The sequence below is a fragment of the Roseovarius aestuarii genome (assembly GCF_019966515.1).
GTDB classification, from domain to species: Bacteria; Pseudomonadota; Alphaproteobacteria; order Rhodobacterales; family Rhodobacteraceae; genus Roseovarius; species Roseovarius aestuarii.
Map to the genome: position 1 here is coordinate 228,523 of NZ_JAIMIB010000002.1, position 16,747 is coordinate 245,269.

At 61.0% G+C, this 16,747-nt stretch carries 16 protein-coding genes; 13 read left to right on the forward strand and 3 right to left on the reverse strand.

All coding sequences use genetic code 11. The features are described 5' to 3' along the window. Window positions 1-73: 73 nt before the first annotated feature. The 8 genes from LC334_RS04285 to LC334_RS04320 all read left to right on the forward strand — a co-directional run bounded on the left by LC334_RS04285 (window position 74) and on the right by LC334_RS04320 (window position 7,247). Entirely contained in the window at window positions 74-556 is a 483-nt protein-coding gene (locus LC334_RS04285; RefSeq protein WP_223412877.1) for a hypothetical protein, read from the forward strand. 180 nt (window positions 557-736) lie between these two features. Continuing rightward, complete coding sequence (locus tag LC334_RS04290) at window positions 737-1,507, forward strand: trypsin-like serine peptidase (protein WP_085799008.1); 771 nt, start codon at window positions 737-739, stop codon at window positions 1,505-1,507. Continuing rightward, the gene (locus tag LC334_RS04295; protein ID WP_085799009.1) at window positions 1,504-2,325 is read left to right on the forward strand and encodes a trypsin-like serine peptidase; all 822 of its coding nucleotides are present in this window, start codon (window positions 1,504-1,506) and stop codon (window positions 2,323-2,325) included. The genes LC334_RS04290 and LC334_RS04295 overlap by 4 nt, the downstream gene beginning before the upstream one ends. 155 nt (window positions 2,326-2,480) lie before the next feature. Then, window positions 2,481-2,954, forward strand: coding sequence for an Hsp20 family protein (locus LC334_RS04300; protein ID WP_085799010.1), 474 nt, complete (start codon window positions 2,481-2,483; stop codon window positions 2,952-2,954). Between the two features lie 269 nt (window positions 2,955-3,223). Beyond that, complete coding sequence (locus LC334_RS04305) at window positions 3,224-4,189, forward strand: DUF3179 domain-containing protein (RefSeq protein WP_085799011.1); 966 nt, start codon at window positions 3,224-3,226, stop codon at window positions 4,187-4,189. A gap of 51 nt (window positions 4,190-4,240) precedes the next feature. Beyond that, window positions 4,241-5,011, forward strand: coding sequence for a DUF1194 domain-containing protein (locus tag LC334_RS04310; RefSeq protein WP_085799012.1), 771 nt, complete (start codon window positions 4,241-4,243; stop codon window positions 5,009-5,011). Beyond that, the gene (locus LC334_RS04315; RefSeq protein WP_139836294.1) at window positions 5,008-6,141 is read left to right on the forward strand and encodes an aromatic ring-hydroxylating oxygenase subunit alpha; all 1,134 of its coding nucleotides are present in this window, start codon (window positions 5,008-5,010) and stop codon (window positions 6,139-6,141) included. The genes LC334_RS04310 and LC334_RS04315 overlap by 4 nt, the downstream gene beginning before the upstream one ends. Window positions 6,142-6,206: 65 nt before the next feature. After that, entirely contained in the window at window positions 6,207-7,247 is a 1,041-nt protein-coding gene (locus tag LC334_RS04320) for a PLP-dependent cysteine synthase family protein (RefSeq protein ID WP_085799013.1), read from the forward strand. 174 nt (window positions 7,248-7,421) lie between these two features. On the opposite strand, the gene LC334_RS04325 is transcribed toward LC334_RS04320, so the two are convergent. Further along, window positions 7,422-8,960 (reverse strand): trimethylamine methyltransferase family protein, encoded by a 1,539-nt coding sequence (locus LC334_RS04325; RefSeq protein WP_085799014.1) that lies wholly within the window; start codon window positions 8,958-8,960, stop codon window positions 7,422-7,424. Between the two features lie 378 nt (window positions 8,961-9,338). Continuing rightward, a complete protein-coding gene (soxR, locus tag LC334_RS04330) occupies window positions 9,339-9,809 on the reverse strand; it encodes a redox-sensitive transcriptional activator SoxR (RefSeq protein WP_085799015.1) in 471 nt (156 codons plus the stop codon). Window positions 9,810-9,890: 81 nt separating this feature from the next. Here soxR and LC334_RS04335 point away from each other — a divergent pair, with 81 nt between their 5' ends. From LC334_RS04335 to LC334_RS04355, 5 genes are all read left to right on the forward strand, one after another. Continuing rightward, window positions 9,891-10,265: a VOC family protein gene (locus LC334_RS04335; RefSeq protein WP_085799171.1), complete on the forward strand. Its 375-nt coding sequence runs from the start codon at window positions 9,891-9,893 to the stop codon at window positions 10,263-10,265. Beyond that, on the forward strand, window positions 10,258-11,250 hold the full coding sequence (locus tag LC334_RS04340; RefSeq protein ID WP_085799016.1) for a DMT family transporter: 993 nt from the start codon (window positions 10,258-10,260) through the stop codon (window positions 11,248-11,250). The genes LC334_RS04335 and LC334_RS04340 overlap by 8 nt, the downstream gene beginning before the upstream one ends. A gap of 173 nt (window positions 11,251-11,423) precedes the next feature. Continuing rightward, window positions 11,424-12,833 (forward strand): cysteine--tRNA ligase, encoded by a 1,410-nt coding sequence (gene cysS, locus LC334_RS04345; RefSeq protein ID WP_085799017.1) that lies wholly within the window; start codon window positions 11,424-11,426, stop codon window positions 12,831-12,833. Window positions 12,834-13,002: 169 nt separating this feature from the next. Continuing rightward, the gene (gene cimA, locus LC334_RS04350) at window positions 13,003-14,616 is read left to right on the forward strand and encodes a citramalate synthase (RefSeq protein WP_085799018.1); all 1,614 of its coding nucleotides are present in this window, start codon (window positions 13,003-13,005) and stop codon (window positions 14,614-14,616) included. After that, the gene (locus tag LC334_RS04355) at window positions 14,603-15,376 is read left to right on the forward strand and encodes a squalene/phytoene synthase family protein (protein ID WP_085799019.1); all 774 of its coding nucleotides are present in this window, start codon (window positions 14,603-14,605) and stop codon (window positions 15,374-15,376) included. The genes cimA and LC334_RS04355 overlap by 14 nt, the downstream gene beginning before the upstream one ends. A 92-nt stretch (window positions 15,377-15,468) precedes the next feature. Here LC334_RS04355 and LC334_RS04360 read toward each other — a convergent pair whose 3' ends face one another. Continuing rightward, entirely contained in the window at window positions 15,469-16,680 is a 1,212-nt protein-coding gene (locus LC334_RS04360) for an MFS transporter (protein WP_085799020.1), read from the reverse strand. Window positions 16,681-16,747 lie beyond the last annotated feature (67 nt).

Below are 16,747 nucleotides of genomic sequence, written 5' to 3' on the forward strand. Positions count from 1 at the left end.
TGAACTTGCCGTTGAAGCGGCTGACGGGCGTGGTTACATTGTCGCTATGAAGCTGGTTTTTCCGATAATTATCGTGGTTTTGCTCGTCAGCGGCTGTGCGCAGATGAAATGGCCGGGGAAATCCCGCACTGCTACAGCGCCCGAAACCACCAAGACCGGACCGGAAACCGAGGCGCCCGAGACCGAAATCGCACCGGTACCGCCCGCCGCGCGGACCGTCACACAGTTTGATACCACCACCGAGGAACAGAAAGCCGCTGCCGTGGCGGGCGGCGCCTCGGCGGCGGGGGTCGATCTGGGGGTCACGATTGCCTCGCTCGGCGCTCCGTCCGAGCCGGGGTTCTGGCTGAAGACGCCGCTTGTCGATGCGCCGGCCAGAGGCCGGGTAAGTTATGCGCCGACAGGGAAATCAGTGCAGGTAGACCTGATCCCGATAGATGGCCCGAAAACGGCTGGAAGCCGGATGTCGCTCTCGGCCATGCGATTGATCGGCGCGCCCTTTACCGAACTGCCCGAGGTCAGGGTATTCCGGGTGGGCGGTGGATCAAGCAAATAAACCTCAAGGATTTCCTGTTGATGGCCGTGCAGGGCAACCCGACGGTTGGGCTGACACGATCATGAAGAGCGGGAATGAAACGCCCTATTTTCGCCTCAAAACCTCATTAGCCTCGACGCAACTAATTCAGGACCGGGAGACCTCCATTTGCGTGTAATTTCGTTAACGATTGCCTTGGTCATGTCAATTTCCACCGCATTTGCCGAAGATAGCAGGTTGGAGCGGCTGGATACCGGTGATGACGGGCGTCAATGGGAGGCTGTCGGGCGGCTGGATATCGGCGGGCGCGGATTTTGCACCGGCGCGCTGATCGCGCCCGACCTTGTGCTGACAGCCGCCCATTGCCTTTTTGACAAATACAGCAAGACCCGGATTGATCACACGAAAATCGAGTTTCTGGCCGGGTGGCGGAACGGCCGTGCCTCGGCCTATCGCTGGGTGAAGCGGGCCGTGACCCATCCCGAGTTCGAATATACGTCCGACGCGGGCGAAGTGCGCGTGCGTAATGACGTGGCTTTGCTGGAGTTGCAGCGCCCGATCAACAATACCCGGATCGTACCGTTTCAGACCGATCGAAGGCCGCGCAAGGGCCAGGAAATCGGCGTTGTCAGCTATGCCCGCGACCGGTCCGAAGCCCCATCGCTGCAAGAGGTCTGCAACGTAAAGGCGCGGCAATTCGGGGTCTTGGTCATGTCCTGTGACGTTAATTACGGCGCGTCAGGGGCCCCTGTCTTCAGCTTTGAGAACGACGAACCGCGGATCGTCTCGGTCGTGTCGGCGATGGCCGAGGTTGACGGGCAGAAAGTGTCGCTGGGAACTCTGTTGCAGCAACCTCTTGAAGACCTGCGGGCAGCACTGGATGCCGGGCAGGGCGTGTTTCAGGACGAGGCACCAAAAATGTTCAGCAACAGCATCCGCCGCGATACTGGCGCAAAATTCGCCAAGCCATGATCCGTACCTGCCTGCATATCGCGGTCGTTGGGCTAATCGGCTTGACCGGTCTGGCGACGCAGGCCTCGGCAGGCAGCGGGTTGATCCGGCTGACCGATCGTGACGATCTGTTCGGTTGGGAGGCTGTGGGCAGGATCGAGATTGGCGACGAGGGCTATTGCACCGGCGTGCTGATCGCGCCGCATCTGGTGTTGACGGCGGCGCATTGTGTCTACGACCATCGCCAAAACGCGGTCGACGCGGCTGATCTGACTTTTCGTGCCGGGCTGCGTGATGGCACGGCGATTGCCGACCGGTCGGTCGTGCGTGTGGTGGCCCATGATGGGTATGATCCGCATCGCAACTACGGCGCCGAGAACATCCGGCACGATGCGGCGCTATTGGAACTTTCCGAACCGATCCCGACAGCCCTGGCCAGCCCCTTCGTACTGCACAAGCGCACCAGCAATGGCCAGCGCGTCAGCGTTGTGTCTTACGGGCGCGGACGCGACGACGCCTTGTCGTGGCAGCGTGATTGCGGGCAGCTTTGGCAAGGCCGGGGCTTGATCGCCTTTGACTGCAATATCACTTACGGCTCTTCCGGCGCGCCGGTCTTTGTCCGCGAAGGCAGCCGTGCGCGTATTCTGACCCTGGTCAGCGGCGGGAATATGGATGACGGCACGCCAGTGGCCTATGGCATGGATCTGGCACCGCTGGTGGGCGAGCTCAAGCGTGATCTGCGGGCGATGCCGTCGGCACCGACCGCCAGCGCGGGCATTCGCCGGGTGAAAGTCGGGCAGGGCGACGGCGCGTCAGGGGCAAAATTCGCAAAGCCCTGAAAACTCGCGGAAATTCATCAGCCCAAAGGGGCTTGAAACCGAAAAATCCATTCCCACATTATGCATGGTCGGCGCCACTAACTGGGCCGGACGCTCAACCGCCTGTCCCCTTGGGAAGGCATGAAAACAGTTGTCGCTCAAATGGAGGATGACCCATGCGTAACTTTGACCTTGCCCCGCTTTACCGGGCCACCGTTGGCTTTGATCAGATCGCAGACATGATGGACCGTGTTCTGTCCAGCGAGATCAACCATAACACCTATCCCCCTTACAACATTGAAAAAACCGCCGATGATGCTTATCGCATCTCGATTGCCGTTGCTGGTTTCTCGGATGCCGACCTGTCGGTCGACGTGAAGGAAGGCGCGCTTGTCGTGTCGGCCCGTAAATCCGACGAGGACGAAAGCAAGAGCTATCTGCACCGTGGCATCGCCACCCGTGCGTTCGAGCGCAAGTTCCAGCTTGCCGATCATGTCCGTGTGACCGGCGCGGCCCATGCAGATGGCATGCTGCATGTCGATCTGGTGCGCGAAGTGCCCGAAGCGCTGAAACCCCGGCGCATCGAAATCGCAAGCCGCAACGCGATCGAGAAAGAAAAAGACGTGGTTGACGCAAAGGCCGTCAACTAACCCGCGCGACGCGCTTCGTAACACGATCAAGGCCCCGGTGGATGCCGGGGCCTTTTGCGTGCGGCGGCTGGTTGCGAACCGATAGTGGTCGTCACAACGTGCCCGCAATCAATCGCGCCGCGCTAAGTATTGATTGTGTCGGTCGCAGGGTTTTGCCCGTCAACTCCTGGCACGCACATACTCTCACAATCGCGTGCGCAGGGCTAGGAAGACTGTGTGCTTCGGCGCATGATCTGCGTTGTCCTGAACGCACCGGAGGGGAGAAACCGATGCGCCTGACCACGCTCTTTGCTGCCCTGTCGCTGTTGGCCACGCTTGCTCATGCCAATCCGGAGTTCTGGAGGCACGAATGGGACAGGACGAATTTCGATAGGCATATCATTGATAACTGGAAAGAAATTCGCGACGGAGGTCCGCCGAAAGATGGCATCCCCGCGATCCGGAACCCGGCGTTCCGCAAGGCCAGCAGCGAGACCCGGATCAAAGATACCGAACCGGTAATGACGGTTGAGATCGGCAACGCCACACCGCGCGCCTATCCGCTCCGCTATCTGGTATGGCACGAAATCGTCAATGACACCGTCGCCGGCGTGCCCATCGCGGTTACCTACTGCCCGTTGTGCAATTCGGGCATCACCTTTGATCGCCGCACCAAACATGGCGTGCTGAGTTTCGGTGTCTCGGGCAAGCTCAGACACTCTGATATGATCATGTTCGACCGTGAAACCGAAAGCTGGTGGCAACAGGCCATTGGCGAGGCGATCGTCGGTGACCTGACCGGTACCAAGCTCAGAATGTTGCCCGGTTGGATGGAAAGCTGGGCGCAGTTCAAGGCGCGTCATCCGAATGGGTTGGTGATGGATCAGCCTGACTTTTCAAGACATTACGGTCGAAATCCCTATGCGGGGTATGACAGTGGTTCGCGGCCATTCATGTATAACGGCGAAATGCCACCGCATGGTATTTCGCCGCTTGCGCGCGTGGTGAGGGTTGGCAACCGTGCCTGGCCGCTGACGCGCATCCGTAAGCTGGGCGGCGTGAATGAGGCCGGTGTGAATATTACCTGGGAGTCGGGCCAGGCCTCTGCCCTCGATGCCAGCGTGATTGCCAGGGGCCGCGATGTGGGCACGGTACGGGTGCGCGACAAACAGGGGCGAGACATGGTGCATGACGTTATGTTCGCCTTTGCCTTCCACGCCTTCTGGCCCAAGGGTAAATGGATGACCGGCGGATAGGTCAGACGGAATTTCTTGACCGTTGCGGCGATCCGTGGCCCAGATGAACATATGGTTCAATTCGTGCGGTTATTCCTGATCCTGTTCGCCGCTGCTGCCGGTCTGTCCGGTCCGGCACGATCCGGCCAGCCTGTCGCCATTGAGCTGGTGCTGGCGGTCGATACCTCGATCAGTGTCAGCGCGGCAGAATACCAGTTGCAGATGCAGGGCATTGCCCAGGCGCTGCGCCATCCGGATATCCTTGCCGCGATCAGCGACCAGCCCGGCGGCGTGGCAATTACCCTGGTGCATTGGAGCCTGGGGAGCCGGAACCGGCAGGCGGTCGGTTGGCATTGGTTGAAAAGTGATGCTGAGGTATTTGATTTTGCAAGTGAAATTGAACGCGCGCCCCGCATCGGCGCCGGTCGCGGAACCTCGATCAGTGATGCGATTGTCTTTTCAACGCGGTTGCTGGCCGAGAATGAATTTGCCGGGCGGGCGCTCAAGATCGACATATCGGGCGACTCGCGTCACAACTCCGGGCCATCGCCCCATGCCGCACGCGATCTGGCGGTGCTGGCAGGTGTCACCATCAACGGTCTGGTGATCGAAGACGGTGACCGCAACCTTGGTGAATATTATCGACAGCTTGTCATTGGCGGTGAAGGTGCCTTTGTGATGTCCGTCGACCGAAATCGCGACTTCGCCCTGGCGATGCAACGCAAACTGGCGCGCGAGCTGGCCCCGATCGCGGCCTTGCCGACATCTGTATTTTCTCTTGCCGGATGCAAAACCTGCGGGCAACCTGCCGACAAAATTTCCACAGATGGTGCAAGCCCATGAACAAAATTGACGAATTCGATCTTTCAGCCAGCATGGCCCGGGCCGAGACGGCGCTGTCGATCCCGCCAGCCTGCTACCGCGAGCCGGAGGTTTGTGACGCTGAAATCGAACGTATTTTTCGCCGCTCCTGGCTGGGTGTCGGGCGCGCCGATATGCTTGCCGGGCCGGGGAGCTATCGCAGCCTCGACATTGCCGGGCAAAACGTCATTTTGCTGCGCGACAAGGACGGCGCGCCGCGCGCCTACGCCAATACCTGTCGGCACCGCGCCGCGCGGCTGGTGGACGGGGAAGGTACTTGCAAGGGCCTGCGCTGCCCATTTCATTCGTGGTTTTACGGGCTGGACGGGCGGCTGGTGCAGGCGCCACGGATGGACGATGTGCCCGGCTTCGACAAGGCGGATAACGGGCTGATTGCCTACCGCGCCGAAGAACGGCACGGCTTTCTGTTCGTCTGCCTTGACGCCACGGCGCCAGCGCTTGACGATCATCTGGCAGGTTTCGCCGATATCCATGCGCCTTGGCCGCTCGACAGTCTTGTCAGTGTCAGGCGGCAGGAGATCGAGGTCAGCTGCAACTGGAAGGCCTTTATCGAGGTGTTCAACGAATATTACCATCTGCCTATCGTGCATCCCGACACCGTTGACAGCCTTTACTGCCCGCCGGACGCCCCTGATGAGGTCGCGGGTAATTTCGCCACGCAATTCGGTGCGACTGAGGGCACGGGTGGGCTGCTGGAAGACAAACAGGACAGTGCCCTGCCGCCGATCCCCGGCCTGACCGGGCGGGCGGCCAGCGGTGCGCGCTACACCTGGGTTTTCCCGAACATAACCTTCGCCGCCAATACTGACGCGCTTTGGTGTTACGAGGCCTATCCGCTGGGGCCGGAGCGCTGCAAGGTGATCCAGACCGCCTGCTTCCCGCCGGAATCCGTGGCGTTGCCGGGCTTTGACACCAAGGTCGCGGATTATCTTGACCGACTTGATGCCGCACTTGCCGAGGATATCCCCGCACTGGTCAATCAGCAGCGGGGATTGAACTGCCCCGAGGCGCGCCCAGGACGTTTTCAGCCCTTGCTGGAGCCGAATGTCGCCGGTTTTGCGCGATGGTACGCGGCACAGATGACCGGCTGAGAATTCCGCTGGTCAGCACTGGTCGAAGATGTATCCTGTCGTAAGGCTTTCAGCGGGAACGACATATGAATGACTGGGTGACAACGGCCATCAACGCGATTGAGGCGGATAATCAACGGTCTGCAGACACACATCTTTTCAAGCTTGAACTGCCCAAACTGACAGGTATCGACATCTATCTGAAAGATGAAAGCACCCACCCGACGGGCAGTCTCAAGCACCGGCTGGCACGGTCGCTCTTTCTCTATGCGCTATGTAACGGCAAGCTGAGGGAGGGGATGACCGTGATCGAGGCGTCCTCGGGCAGTACCGCCGTGTCCGAGGCCTATTTCGCCCGTATGATCGGCCTGCCGTTCGTGGCGGTGATGCCGCGTAAGACGGCGAAGACCAAGATTGCCCAGATCGAACGCTATGGCGGGCGCTGTCATTTCGTCGATAGCGCGCCCGAGATGCATGACGAGGCGCTGCGGCTGGCCGGGAACGTCGGCGGGTATTTCATGGACCAGTTCATGTATGCCGAGCGTGCCACAGACTGGCGCGGCAACAACAACATTGCTGAAAGCATCTTTCGTCAGATGCAATACGAGCCGCACCCGGTGCCCGCCACCATCGTGATGAGCGCAGGCACCGGCGGCACCTCGGCCACGCTGGGGCGCTATATCCTCTACAAGGGATACGAAACCCGGCTGGTGGTGGTCGACCCCGAGAATTCGGTTTTCTACGAAAGCTTCATGACCGGAGACCGCAGCCTGACACGCAGTTGCTCAAGCTGCATCGAAGGCATCGGGCGTCCGAAGGTCGAGCGTTCGTTTCAGCCCGATGTGATCGACGCAATGATCAAGGTGCCTGACCCTTCAAGCGTTGCCACGATTCATTGGATGGAACGACTGACGGGCCGCAGGGCAGGGCCCTCAACCGGCACCAATCTCTGGGGCGCGCTGCAGATCGCCGAAGAAATGCGGGAGGCTGGGCAGGAAGGTGCCATCGTCACATTGATGTGCGACGGTGGCGAGCGCTATCTGGACACCTATTACAACCCCGACTGGGTGACCGAGAATATCGGTGATGTGCGGCCCGCGCTGGAGCATTTGTCCCGTTGGGCGTGAGAAGCGTGTCGGGGCGACCTGGCATTGAAACGGTTGGTCGGGCCAATCTCAGGTGCGCTGCGGGGCAGGCGGGGCTTTTACTTGTTGGCGCACGGTCACCCAAACGGTCGAAAGCGGCGGAAGCGGTCTGGCGCTGGCTGTTACCGCTGCGCCATACCGAAGGATAATCCGCGTTTACGCTGGCAGGTGGATGTTGAATTTACGGCGGATTTCCGCGTCCAGCAGCGGATCGAACCGCGCGGCGGAACGCTCGGACAGGATACGTTCTTTGCGCGCGATCGTGTTTTCGATCAGATCGGGCTTGTCGTTTTCGCTCCACTCCTTGGGGCTCATCCGGTTGCCGAGCGACGGATAGACATAGTCAGATTGCATCCTCAGCAGGGTCTGGTCGGTTCCCAGATAATGGCCGGGCCCACCCATGCAGACCTCGGCAATCTGATCCAGCGCCAGCGTCACGTCGTTCACCTCAATGCCCCGTACGCAGCGCATGGCGTGACCGATCAGATCGTCGCCCAGAATAAGGGATTCGTGGCAGAATCCCAGCAGCGAGGCGTGCATGCCTGCGGATTCGTAGACCATGTTCAGCCCCGCAAGACCGGCCATCACGTTCGAGCACATCGCCTCCCACCCGGCCTGCATATCGGGCAGTTTGGCGTCGGTGATCCCACCCACGGCACCGCCGGGCAATCCGTAATGTTTGTGCATCTGGGCGCAGCCCGCGCTCAGCAGCGCCTGTTCGCCCGATCCGCCGGTCATCGCACCACTGCGCAGATCAAGACCAAAGGGCCAGGTGCCAAAGATCGCCGGATGGCCGGGCTTGACGGCGTTGACATAGACCAGCCCGGCGAGGCATTCGGCGGTGGCCTGCACGATGGCGCCGGCAATGGTCGACGGGGTCGTGGCCCCGGCCATGCCCGCCGACAAAAGCAGCACCGGCATCCCGCCCTCGATGCAGTTTTCCATCACCTGACAGGCCTCGGTCGCGAATTTCATCGGCGGCACGACAAAGCAGTTGGAGTTCGACACGAAAGGCCGGGCACGCCACGCCTCTTCACCGCCCGCGATCATGTGCAGCATTTCAAGCGCCGGGGGGACGTAGTCAGGTTCGGTAAACGAAGTGCCGATATGTTTTGTGGTGCCCGAGCAGCAGGCGTAGATAGTGTTCAGGTCCATTTCACGGTTGTCGGCGATATCGCGGCACACCATGGGGCGCTGCACGAAGTGGATGTTGTCCAGCTGATCGCAGATGCGCGCGGCATCATGCAGGTCCTGCACCGTGCTGTCGCGGTATTCGCGGCCATTGACGTCGACCATATGCACCGCTGCACCGGCAGTGCCGTAATGCACCCGGCTCCCCCACAGTTCGAGGTCATTCTTGGGGTCACGACCGTGCAGGGTGATTTTCTTGCAGGCTTTGGCAAGCGCGTCTTCGACCACCGAACGAGGGAAGCGGATGCGCCCGTCGTCGCCTTGGGCGGCACCTGCGCCGGTCAGATAGGCAACCCCGCTGTCCGGCGCATCGGCCAGGCCGATGGTTTCCAGCGCCTTGAGGGCGGCTTCGTGGATCTGCTCGACCTGTTCCTGGCTGAGGGGCTTGTAACGGCCCCCTTCCATTCCCGGACGGATCGGGCGAACGTCATCGGTCAGAGGCGCTTCGCGGATGGCTTTACGGGCGGCACGTCCGCCGGAGCGGCGGGAAACTGGAGCTGTCATTGTTTTGGAATCCTTGTGGAAAGCAGTTGTTGGGGATGATGGATCAACCCCAAACCGGCCTTCCACGCGCCGCGCGACCCCGGCTTGCGCCGATGGTGCGGATGATCACTGCAATCTTGCAGTTTGGTTCCATTGTCAGATCCCTCCCTAGTCCTGACGCGAGCAATCCGCATGATTCTTATAGGTAAATCTATTCTATTAACGACCGATGTCGCAAACTGACCTCAAAAACCGACCGGAGGTCATAACAGGTGACGTTACCTGTAGCCGCTGGTTCGAGCTTGCCATGTCGCGCGGAATCGAGGCCGCAGCCTGTGCGTCGATGCCCGTGCAATACCAAGACCCGACTGCGCAGAGTCAGTCTGCCGCCGCCTCGCCCTAATCCGTCTCGACCGGATCGCCCATCAGATATCGGGGTCCAGCACCCCGGCGCGAGATGCGATCGCGTTTGTTGTAAAGTGCGCAGGTCTTGAGCGACAGGCAGCCGCAACCGATACATCCGTCCAGTTTTTCGCGCAGGGCCTGCATCTGGGTGATCCGGTCGTCCAGCACCGCTCCGAATTTGCGCGAGATGCGTGCCCAATCGCCCTTGTTCGGCGTGCGGTGCTCTGGCAGGGTGCGCAATGCTTCGCGGATCTCGGCGATGGAAAAGCCAAGCCCTTGCGAGATCATCACGAAACTCAGCCGCCTTATGTCCGCGCGCGCGTAGCGCCGGTGCCCGCTTTCATTCCGGTCAGGCGTTACCAGACCCTCGTCCTCGTAATAGCGAATTGCCGATTGGGGCAGGCCGGTACGCTCGGAAACATAGCCGATTGTCAGGCCGCGTTTTACCAAGTGTCTGTCATGCATGGATATTTTCCCTATTGAATTCAAGTTAACTTGAAGAATTACGTTTGTTATCGAAAAGAATCAATGATGAAAGGAAAAGCCATGAAGCTTGAACATGTGAACATTACTGTGCCCGACCCCAAGGCAAGTTCGGCCATTCTATGCGAGCTTTTTGACTGGCATATCCGTTGGGAAGGCGCGGCGATCGACAATGGCTACACGGTACATGTGGGCGACGATGACAGCTATCTCGCACTATATGCGCCGGCGAAAGAACTGACACCGCTGGGAAATACCTATTCGCGCGTTGGCGGGCTTAATCACGTGGGCGTGGTCGTGGATGACATCGACGCCATTGAAGAGCGGGTCAGGGCGGCAGGATACGAGCCGCATAATCACGGTGACTACGAGCCGGGCCGGCGGTTCTATTTCGATGGACCTGACGGGATCGAGTTTGAGGTCGTGCATTATGACTGAGGCAGGATCAAACAGGCAGGCGATCTTGTTGCTGCTCTATACCGGCGGGTTGTTCGGGCTGAACTTTCCGCTGGGAAAACTGGCGGCGGGGGCGGGGGTCTCGCCGCTGATCTGGGCCTTGGTTGTGTCACTGGGTGCGGCGGGGTTGCTGTTGCCGGGTCTCGTGTTGCAGGGGCGGTTGCGGTTGCCACGGGGACAGATGCTCCGATACACGGTGATTTCCGGGCTCTTGTCTTTCGCGCTGGTCAATGCGCTGGTGTTCTTCCTGATCCCGCGGGTCGGCGCGGGTTATGCCGGGTTGGTTTTCGCGTTGTCGCCCGTTGCGACACTGGCACTGACAATGCTTGCGGGGTTGAAGATCCCGGGGCGGCTTGGCCTCTATGGCATCGCTTTCGGCATGGTGGGTGCCGCGCTGGTCGCGCTTGGACGTGGCGGTGTCGAAGGTACGGTGATCTGGAGCGTGCTGGCTTTCGCGGTTCCCGTGACGCTGGCGATCGGCAATGTATACCGGACCCTCGACTGGCCCGAGGGGGCACATCCGGCGGCGCTGGCCTTCTGGAGCCATCTCTGGGCGATCCTCGCCTACGTCGCCTTGCAACTGGGGCTCTCGGGTGAATTGCCGCTGGCGCAATTGCGCGAGGTGCCGCTGGCCACCATCACGCAGGCGGTTGCCGCGGGGCTGATGTTCCCGGCCTATTTCCGGCTGCAAAAGGCCGGCGGTCCTGTCCTGCTCAGTCAGATCGGCTATGTGGCGGCAGCCGTCGGGCTTGGCACCGGGACGCTGCTGCTGGGCGAGGTCTACGGGCCTGCCACCTGGGCCGGGGCCGCGATCATCGCCCTTGGCATTGTCCTGACCGTGCGGGCGCAGCTGATGCCGAGCGTCTGCCCGGCCTGTTCAGGGACCGCCGCCCTCATGCGCCCCACCCACCCTCCCTGGCGCATTCGGGCGGCGATTCGAGCAACAGGTGGCCGTTGTGGCGCGTAATTCCGTGCTTGTCAGCTGGTCGGGTGATCGGCTATGCAGCTACGCATGACACGGACCATCTGCATCATTTGCTGCATTACCTGCTGAGATATCTCAGGCGGGCCGTTCTTTCTCATTCAAATCAGTGATCGAAGTTGGTAAGCCCGCCGCAACCGCCTGCGCGTGAGGGAAATATGACGACGATCAGACTGCACAACACCAGGACCCGCAAGAAAGAGGCGTTCACACCCCTCAATCCCGACAATGTGCGAATGTATGTCTGCGGGCCGACGGTCTATGATCGGGCGCATCTGGGCAACGCGCGCCCGGTGGTGGTGTTTGATGTGCTCTACCGGTTGCTGCGCCATGTCTATGGCGCGGATCACGTGACCTACGCGCGCAACTTCACCGACGTGGACGACAAGATCAACGCGCGCGCCGCCGAGAGCGGGCGGGAGATTGGCGATATCACCGCCGAGACGACGCAATGGTTTCTCGACGACATGGGCGCGCTTGGCGCGTTGGAACCCGACGCGATGCCGCGGGCGACGCAATTCATCCCGCAGATGGTCACCATGATCGAAAAGCTGATCGCCGATGGCCATGCCTATGCGGCCGAGGGGCATGTGCTGTTCCGGGTGCGGTCTTACAAGGATTATGGGCGGCTGTCGGGGCGGTCGGTCGACGACATGATCGCCGGAGCGCGGGTCGAGGTCGCGCCCTATAAGGAAGACCCGATGGATTTCGTGTTGTGGAAGCCCTCCACCGACGATCTGCCGGGATGGGACAGCCCCTGGGGCCGGGGCCGTCCGGGCTGGCATATCGAATGCTCGGCCATGGCCTATGAATTGCTGGGGGAAAGCTTCGACATCCACGGCGGCGGCAACGATCTGATGTTCCCGCACCACGAAAACGAGATCGCCCAGAGCCGCTGCGCCCATCCCAAAGGCGATTTCGCGCAGGTCTGGATGCATAACGAGATGCTGCAGGTCGAAGGCAAGAAGATGTCCAAGAGCCTCGGCAATTTCTTCACCGTGCGTGATCTGCTGGAACAGGGAATTCCGGGCGAGGTGATCCGGTTTGTGTTCCTGAGCACGCATTACCGCAAGCCGATGGACTGGACGGCGGAGAAGGCGCGCGAGGCGGAGAAAACGCTGCGTAAATGGCGCGAACTAACCAATGAAGTTACAGCAGGCGAAGTTTCCCCTCTGATTACAAGTGTCTTGGCCGATGATCTGAATACGCCTGGCGCTATCGTAGAGTTACATAAGTTGGCATCACGACCATTTGGTTCGGATTTCAATGCAGGGTTCGACAAATCTGCGCAAGATTTGGCTACTCTGAAAGCTTCAGCGCGAATGTTGGGATTACTCAGTGACGAAATGGGCGAATGGGCAGACGTTTCTCAGGTTGATTTATCCGAATTAGCATCGGCGATGAGTAGTGCTCGCATTGAAGCATTGGCGAGCAAGGATTTCTCGGAAGTCGACCGGCTAAAGGCTGCATTGGTGCAAGCTGGGATCGAGGTCAGGATGAGCAAGGAAGGGGTTGAGCTTATACCCGGTCCGCAATTTGACTCCTCCAAGCTGGAGGCTCTGAAATGAACTTCTGTACAACAGAGGGCAGCGCCCGAGCCTGGGGGCGCGCATGTAACACGGGAGTTTCGCGAGACATTGCAAAGATCGTAACTTTTGTTCCTGTCGAAACGTCGCAAAAGCGCCCTCCCGTGGGGAGGGTCGGGCGCTGCCCGGGCAAGTCGGGCGGGGTGGATGTATGACCAGGGAACGCCTCTATATCTATGACACAACGCTGCGCGACGGGCAGCAGACGCAAGGTGTGCAGTTCTCGACTCCGGAAAAGCACCAGATCGCCCAGACGCTCGACAAGCTGGGCGTGGATTACATCGAAGGCGGTTGGCCGGGGGCGAACCCGACTGACAGCGAATTCTTCGATGAGGTGCCCCAGACGCGGGCGCGCCTGACCGCCTTTGGCATGACCAAACGCGCCGGACGCAGTGCCGAGAACGATGACGTTCTGGCGGCGGTGATGAATGCGGGCACGCGCTCGGTCTGCCTGGTGGGCAAGACCCATGATTTCCATGTCGAGACCGCGCTTGGCATCACTTTGACCGAGAATACCGATAATGTTGCACGGTCGGTCGAGCATATCGTGGGTCAGGATCGCGAGGCGCTGTTTGACGCCGAACATTTCTTTGACGGCTACAAGAGCAATCCGGATTATGCGCTGGAGGTGGTGAAAGCGGCGCACCGCGCGGGCGCGCGGTGGGTTGTGCTTTGCGATACAAATGGCGGTACGCTGCCGCATGATATTCATGAGATTACCAAAGCGGTGATCGAGGCGGGTATTCCCGGTGACCACCTTGGTATTCACACCCACAATGACACCGAAAACGCGGTGGCTGGCAGTCTGGCCGCGATCGACGCGGGCGCGCGGCAGGTTCAGGGGACGCTGAACGGGTTGGGAGAGCGCTGCGGCAACGCCAATCTGACGGCGCTGATCCCGACGCTGCTCTTGAAAGAACCATATGCCAGCCAGTTCGAGACCGGCATTACCCTTGAGGCGCTGCAGGGGCTGACCCAGGCCAGCCGCCAGCTTGATGATATCCTCAACCGTGTGCCGCTGCGGCAGGCGGCCTATGTGGGGGCGTCGGCCTTTGCCCATAAGGCGGGGCTGCATGCCAGTGCCATCCTCAAGGATCCGACGACCTATGAACATATCGATCCCGAATGCGTTGGGAATGCGCGGATCATTCCGATGTCTAATCAGGCCGGTCAGTCGAACCTGCGCCGCCGTCTGGCTGAGGCCGGGCTGGAGGTGGATCGCGACAACCCGGCCTTGCCGCGCATTCTGGAGGCGATCAAGCAGCGCGAGGCCAAGGGTTATACCTATGACAGCGCGCAGGCGTCGTTCGAGCTGTTGGCGCGGGGTGAGCTGGGGGTGTTGCCGGAGTTCTTTGAGGTCAAACGCTACAAGGTCACGGTGGAGCGACGAAAGAACAAGTATAACAAGATGATCTCGCTGTCCGAGGCGGTTGTTGTGGTCAAGGTCGATGGCGAGAAGAAGCTGTCAGTTTCCGAGTCGATGGACGAGGCGGGCAGTGATCGTGGTCCGGTGAACGCGCTGGCCAAGGCGCTTGCCAAGGATCTGGGCCGGTATCAGGATCAAATCGCCGATATGCGGCTGGTGGATTTCAAGGTGCGTATCACACAGGGCGGCACCGAAGCTGTGACCCGCGTTATCATCGACAGTGAGGACGGGCAGGGGCGGCGCTGGTCGACCGTCGGTGTCAGCCCCAACATCGTCGATGCCTCGTTCGAGGCGCTGCTGGATGCGATAAACTGGAAGCTCTTGCGTGGAGACGGCTGACCTCAACGCTTGTGCCGATCTGGTGCGCCGCGCCGATCCCGAGAGGTTCATGGCGACGATGGCCGCGCCGGTGGCGGCACGTCGCGTGCTGTTTCCGATCTATGCCTTTAATGTCGAGGTTGCGCGCGGCCCCTGGGTGACGCAGGAAAGCATGATCGCCGAGATGCGTCTGCAATGGTGGCGCGATGCGCTGGGCGAGATCCGCGAGGGAGGTACTGTGCGTCGCCATGAGGTGGTGACGCCTCTGGCCGGGATACTTGATCATGACAGCGTGGAGTTGCTGGATCAGCTGGTGGCCGCGCGGCGCTGGGATATTTACCGAGACCCGTTCGAAAATGAGGCGCATTTCCGCGACTACCTGGACCGGACCTCGGCCAATCTGATGCTGGCCGCCGCGCGGTCGCTGGGGCCGGTGGACGAGGCCGTGATCCGCGATGCGGGTTTTGCCCTTGGCGTGGCAAACTGGCTGCGCGCCATTCCGGCGTTGGAGCAGGCGGGCCGCGTGCCGCTGCCTGATGGGAGACCTGAGGCCGTCAGGACGCTCGCGTCGGAGGCGCTGGCGCATCTGCGGCGCGCCCGTGCCTCTCGTTGTAGGGTGTCACGCGCGGCGCGCCCGGCCTTGTTGCCGCTTTGGCAGGCGGGGGTGGTCTTGTCCCGCGCGGTGGCAGTTCCGGCCCGTGTTGCCGGGGGTGCACTGGAGCCCGCGCCGATCCGATCCCGCTTGGCGCTTATGTGTCGCGCGGGCAGCGGATTTTGGTGACGCCGTCAAAATGAGTGCGCTGGCGCGCACGCCGGGTATCTCGTCGTCTGCCTTCGGCATCCTCCTCGGACTGGCGCGCGGTGCAGTTGTTGTCATGCCTCTTTCGGCCGCAGGAGCAGCCAGATCAGGGCGCCACCTGCCAGAACGAGAAACGGCGTCATCGCCAGATTGACCGACATCCACCCGGTCTGGGCATCACCGCCAGAGCAATTCATCAGCCCGCCTGAGGAAAGCGAGGCGAGCGTGACACAGCCAAAGACCAGCAGATCGTTCAACCCCTGCATTCGGCCACGTTCATGCGGCGCGTGGGCGGCGGCCAGCATGGTCGTGGCACCGATGAAGCCGAAGTTCCAACCCAGCCCCAAGAGAATAAGTGCGATAAAGAAATTCGACAGATCGACGCCTTGCAGCGCTACCAGCCCGGCAGCGCTGAGGATCACCAGCCCGGCGCCGACGATCTTTTCCACGCCGAAGCGGGCTATCAGGTGGCCGGTGAAGAACGAAGGCGCGAACATCGCCAGCACATGTCCGGTGACAATATCCGCCGCGTTGCCTTCGGTGAAACCGCAGCCGACCACTGCCAGCGGCGTCGAGGTCATCACCAGGTTCATCAAGGCATAGGAGACTGCGGCACAGATCACCGCGACCGCGATACGCGGGGTTTTGAGCAGTTCCAGACGGGTGCGGCCTCGTGGGCTGTCCGGCGCCGGGGCTTTTGGTTTGGGGATATCGAGAAAGAGGAACAGGAGCGATCCGACAATGTTGAGCGCCACGATCGCCAGATAGGTGCCCATGAACGGGATCACCATCGCCTGAGAGGTGACTTTGACAAGTTGCGGGCCGATCACCGCGCTGGCCAGCCCACCTGCCATCACATAAGAGATCGCTTTGGGCCGGAAGTCATCGCTGGCGGTATCGGCAGCGGCAAAGCGGTAGAAGGCCTGCGCCGACATGTAGATGCCACTGATCAAGCTGCCCAGAAGGAAGATGGGAAACGAGGCCAGGTAGAGCCCGTAGGCACCGATTGCGCCGCCCAGGGCGCCAGCTCCGGCGCCGATGAAGAACCCCGCTTTGCGGCCCCATTTCTGCATGATCGAAGAGAGCGGTGTGGCAGCCAGCATCGACCCCAGCACGATCAGCGAGATCGGCAGGGTGGCGAAGCAGATATTGCTGGCGAGGGTTTGCCCGGCCAGCCCGCCGACCACGAACATCATCGCCATTTGCGCGCCCAGAATGGCCTGCGCCGCCACCAGTACAATGACGTTGCGCCGGGCGCGCTGGTCGTCTGCCCTTTCGGCGCGCATGCGACCCGCGAGAGGCGACGGAGATTCGATAGGTGTCGGGGAGGTGCCGGGATTTGTCATGCGCCAA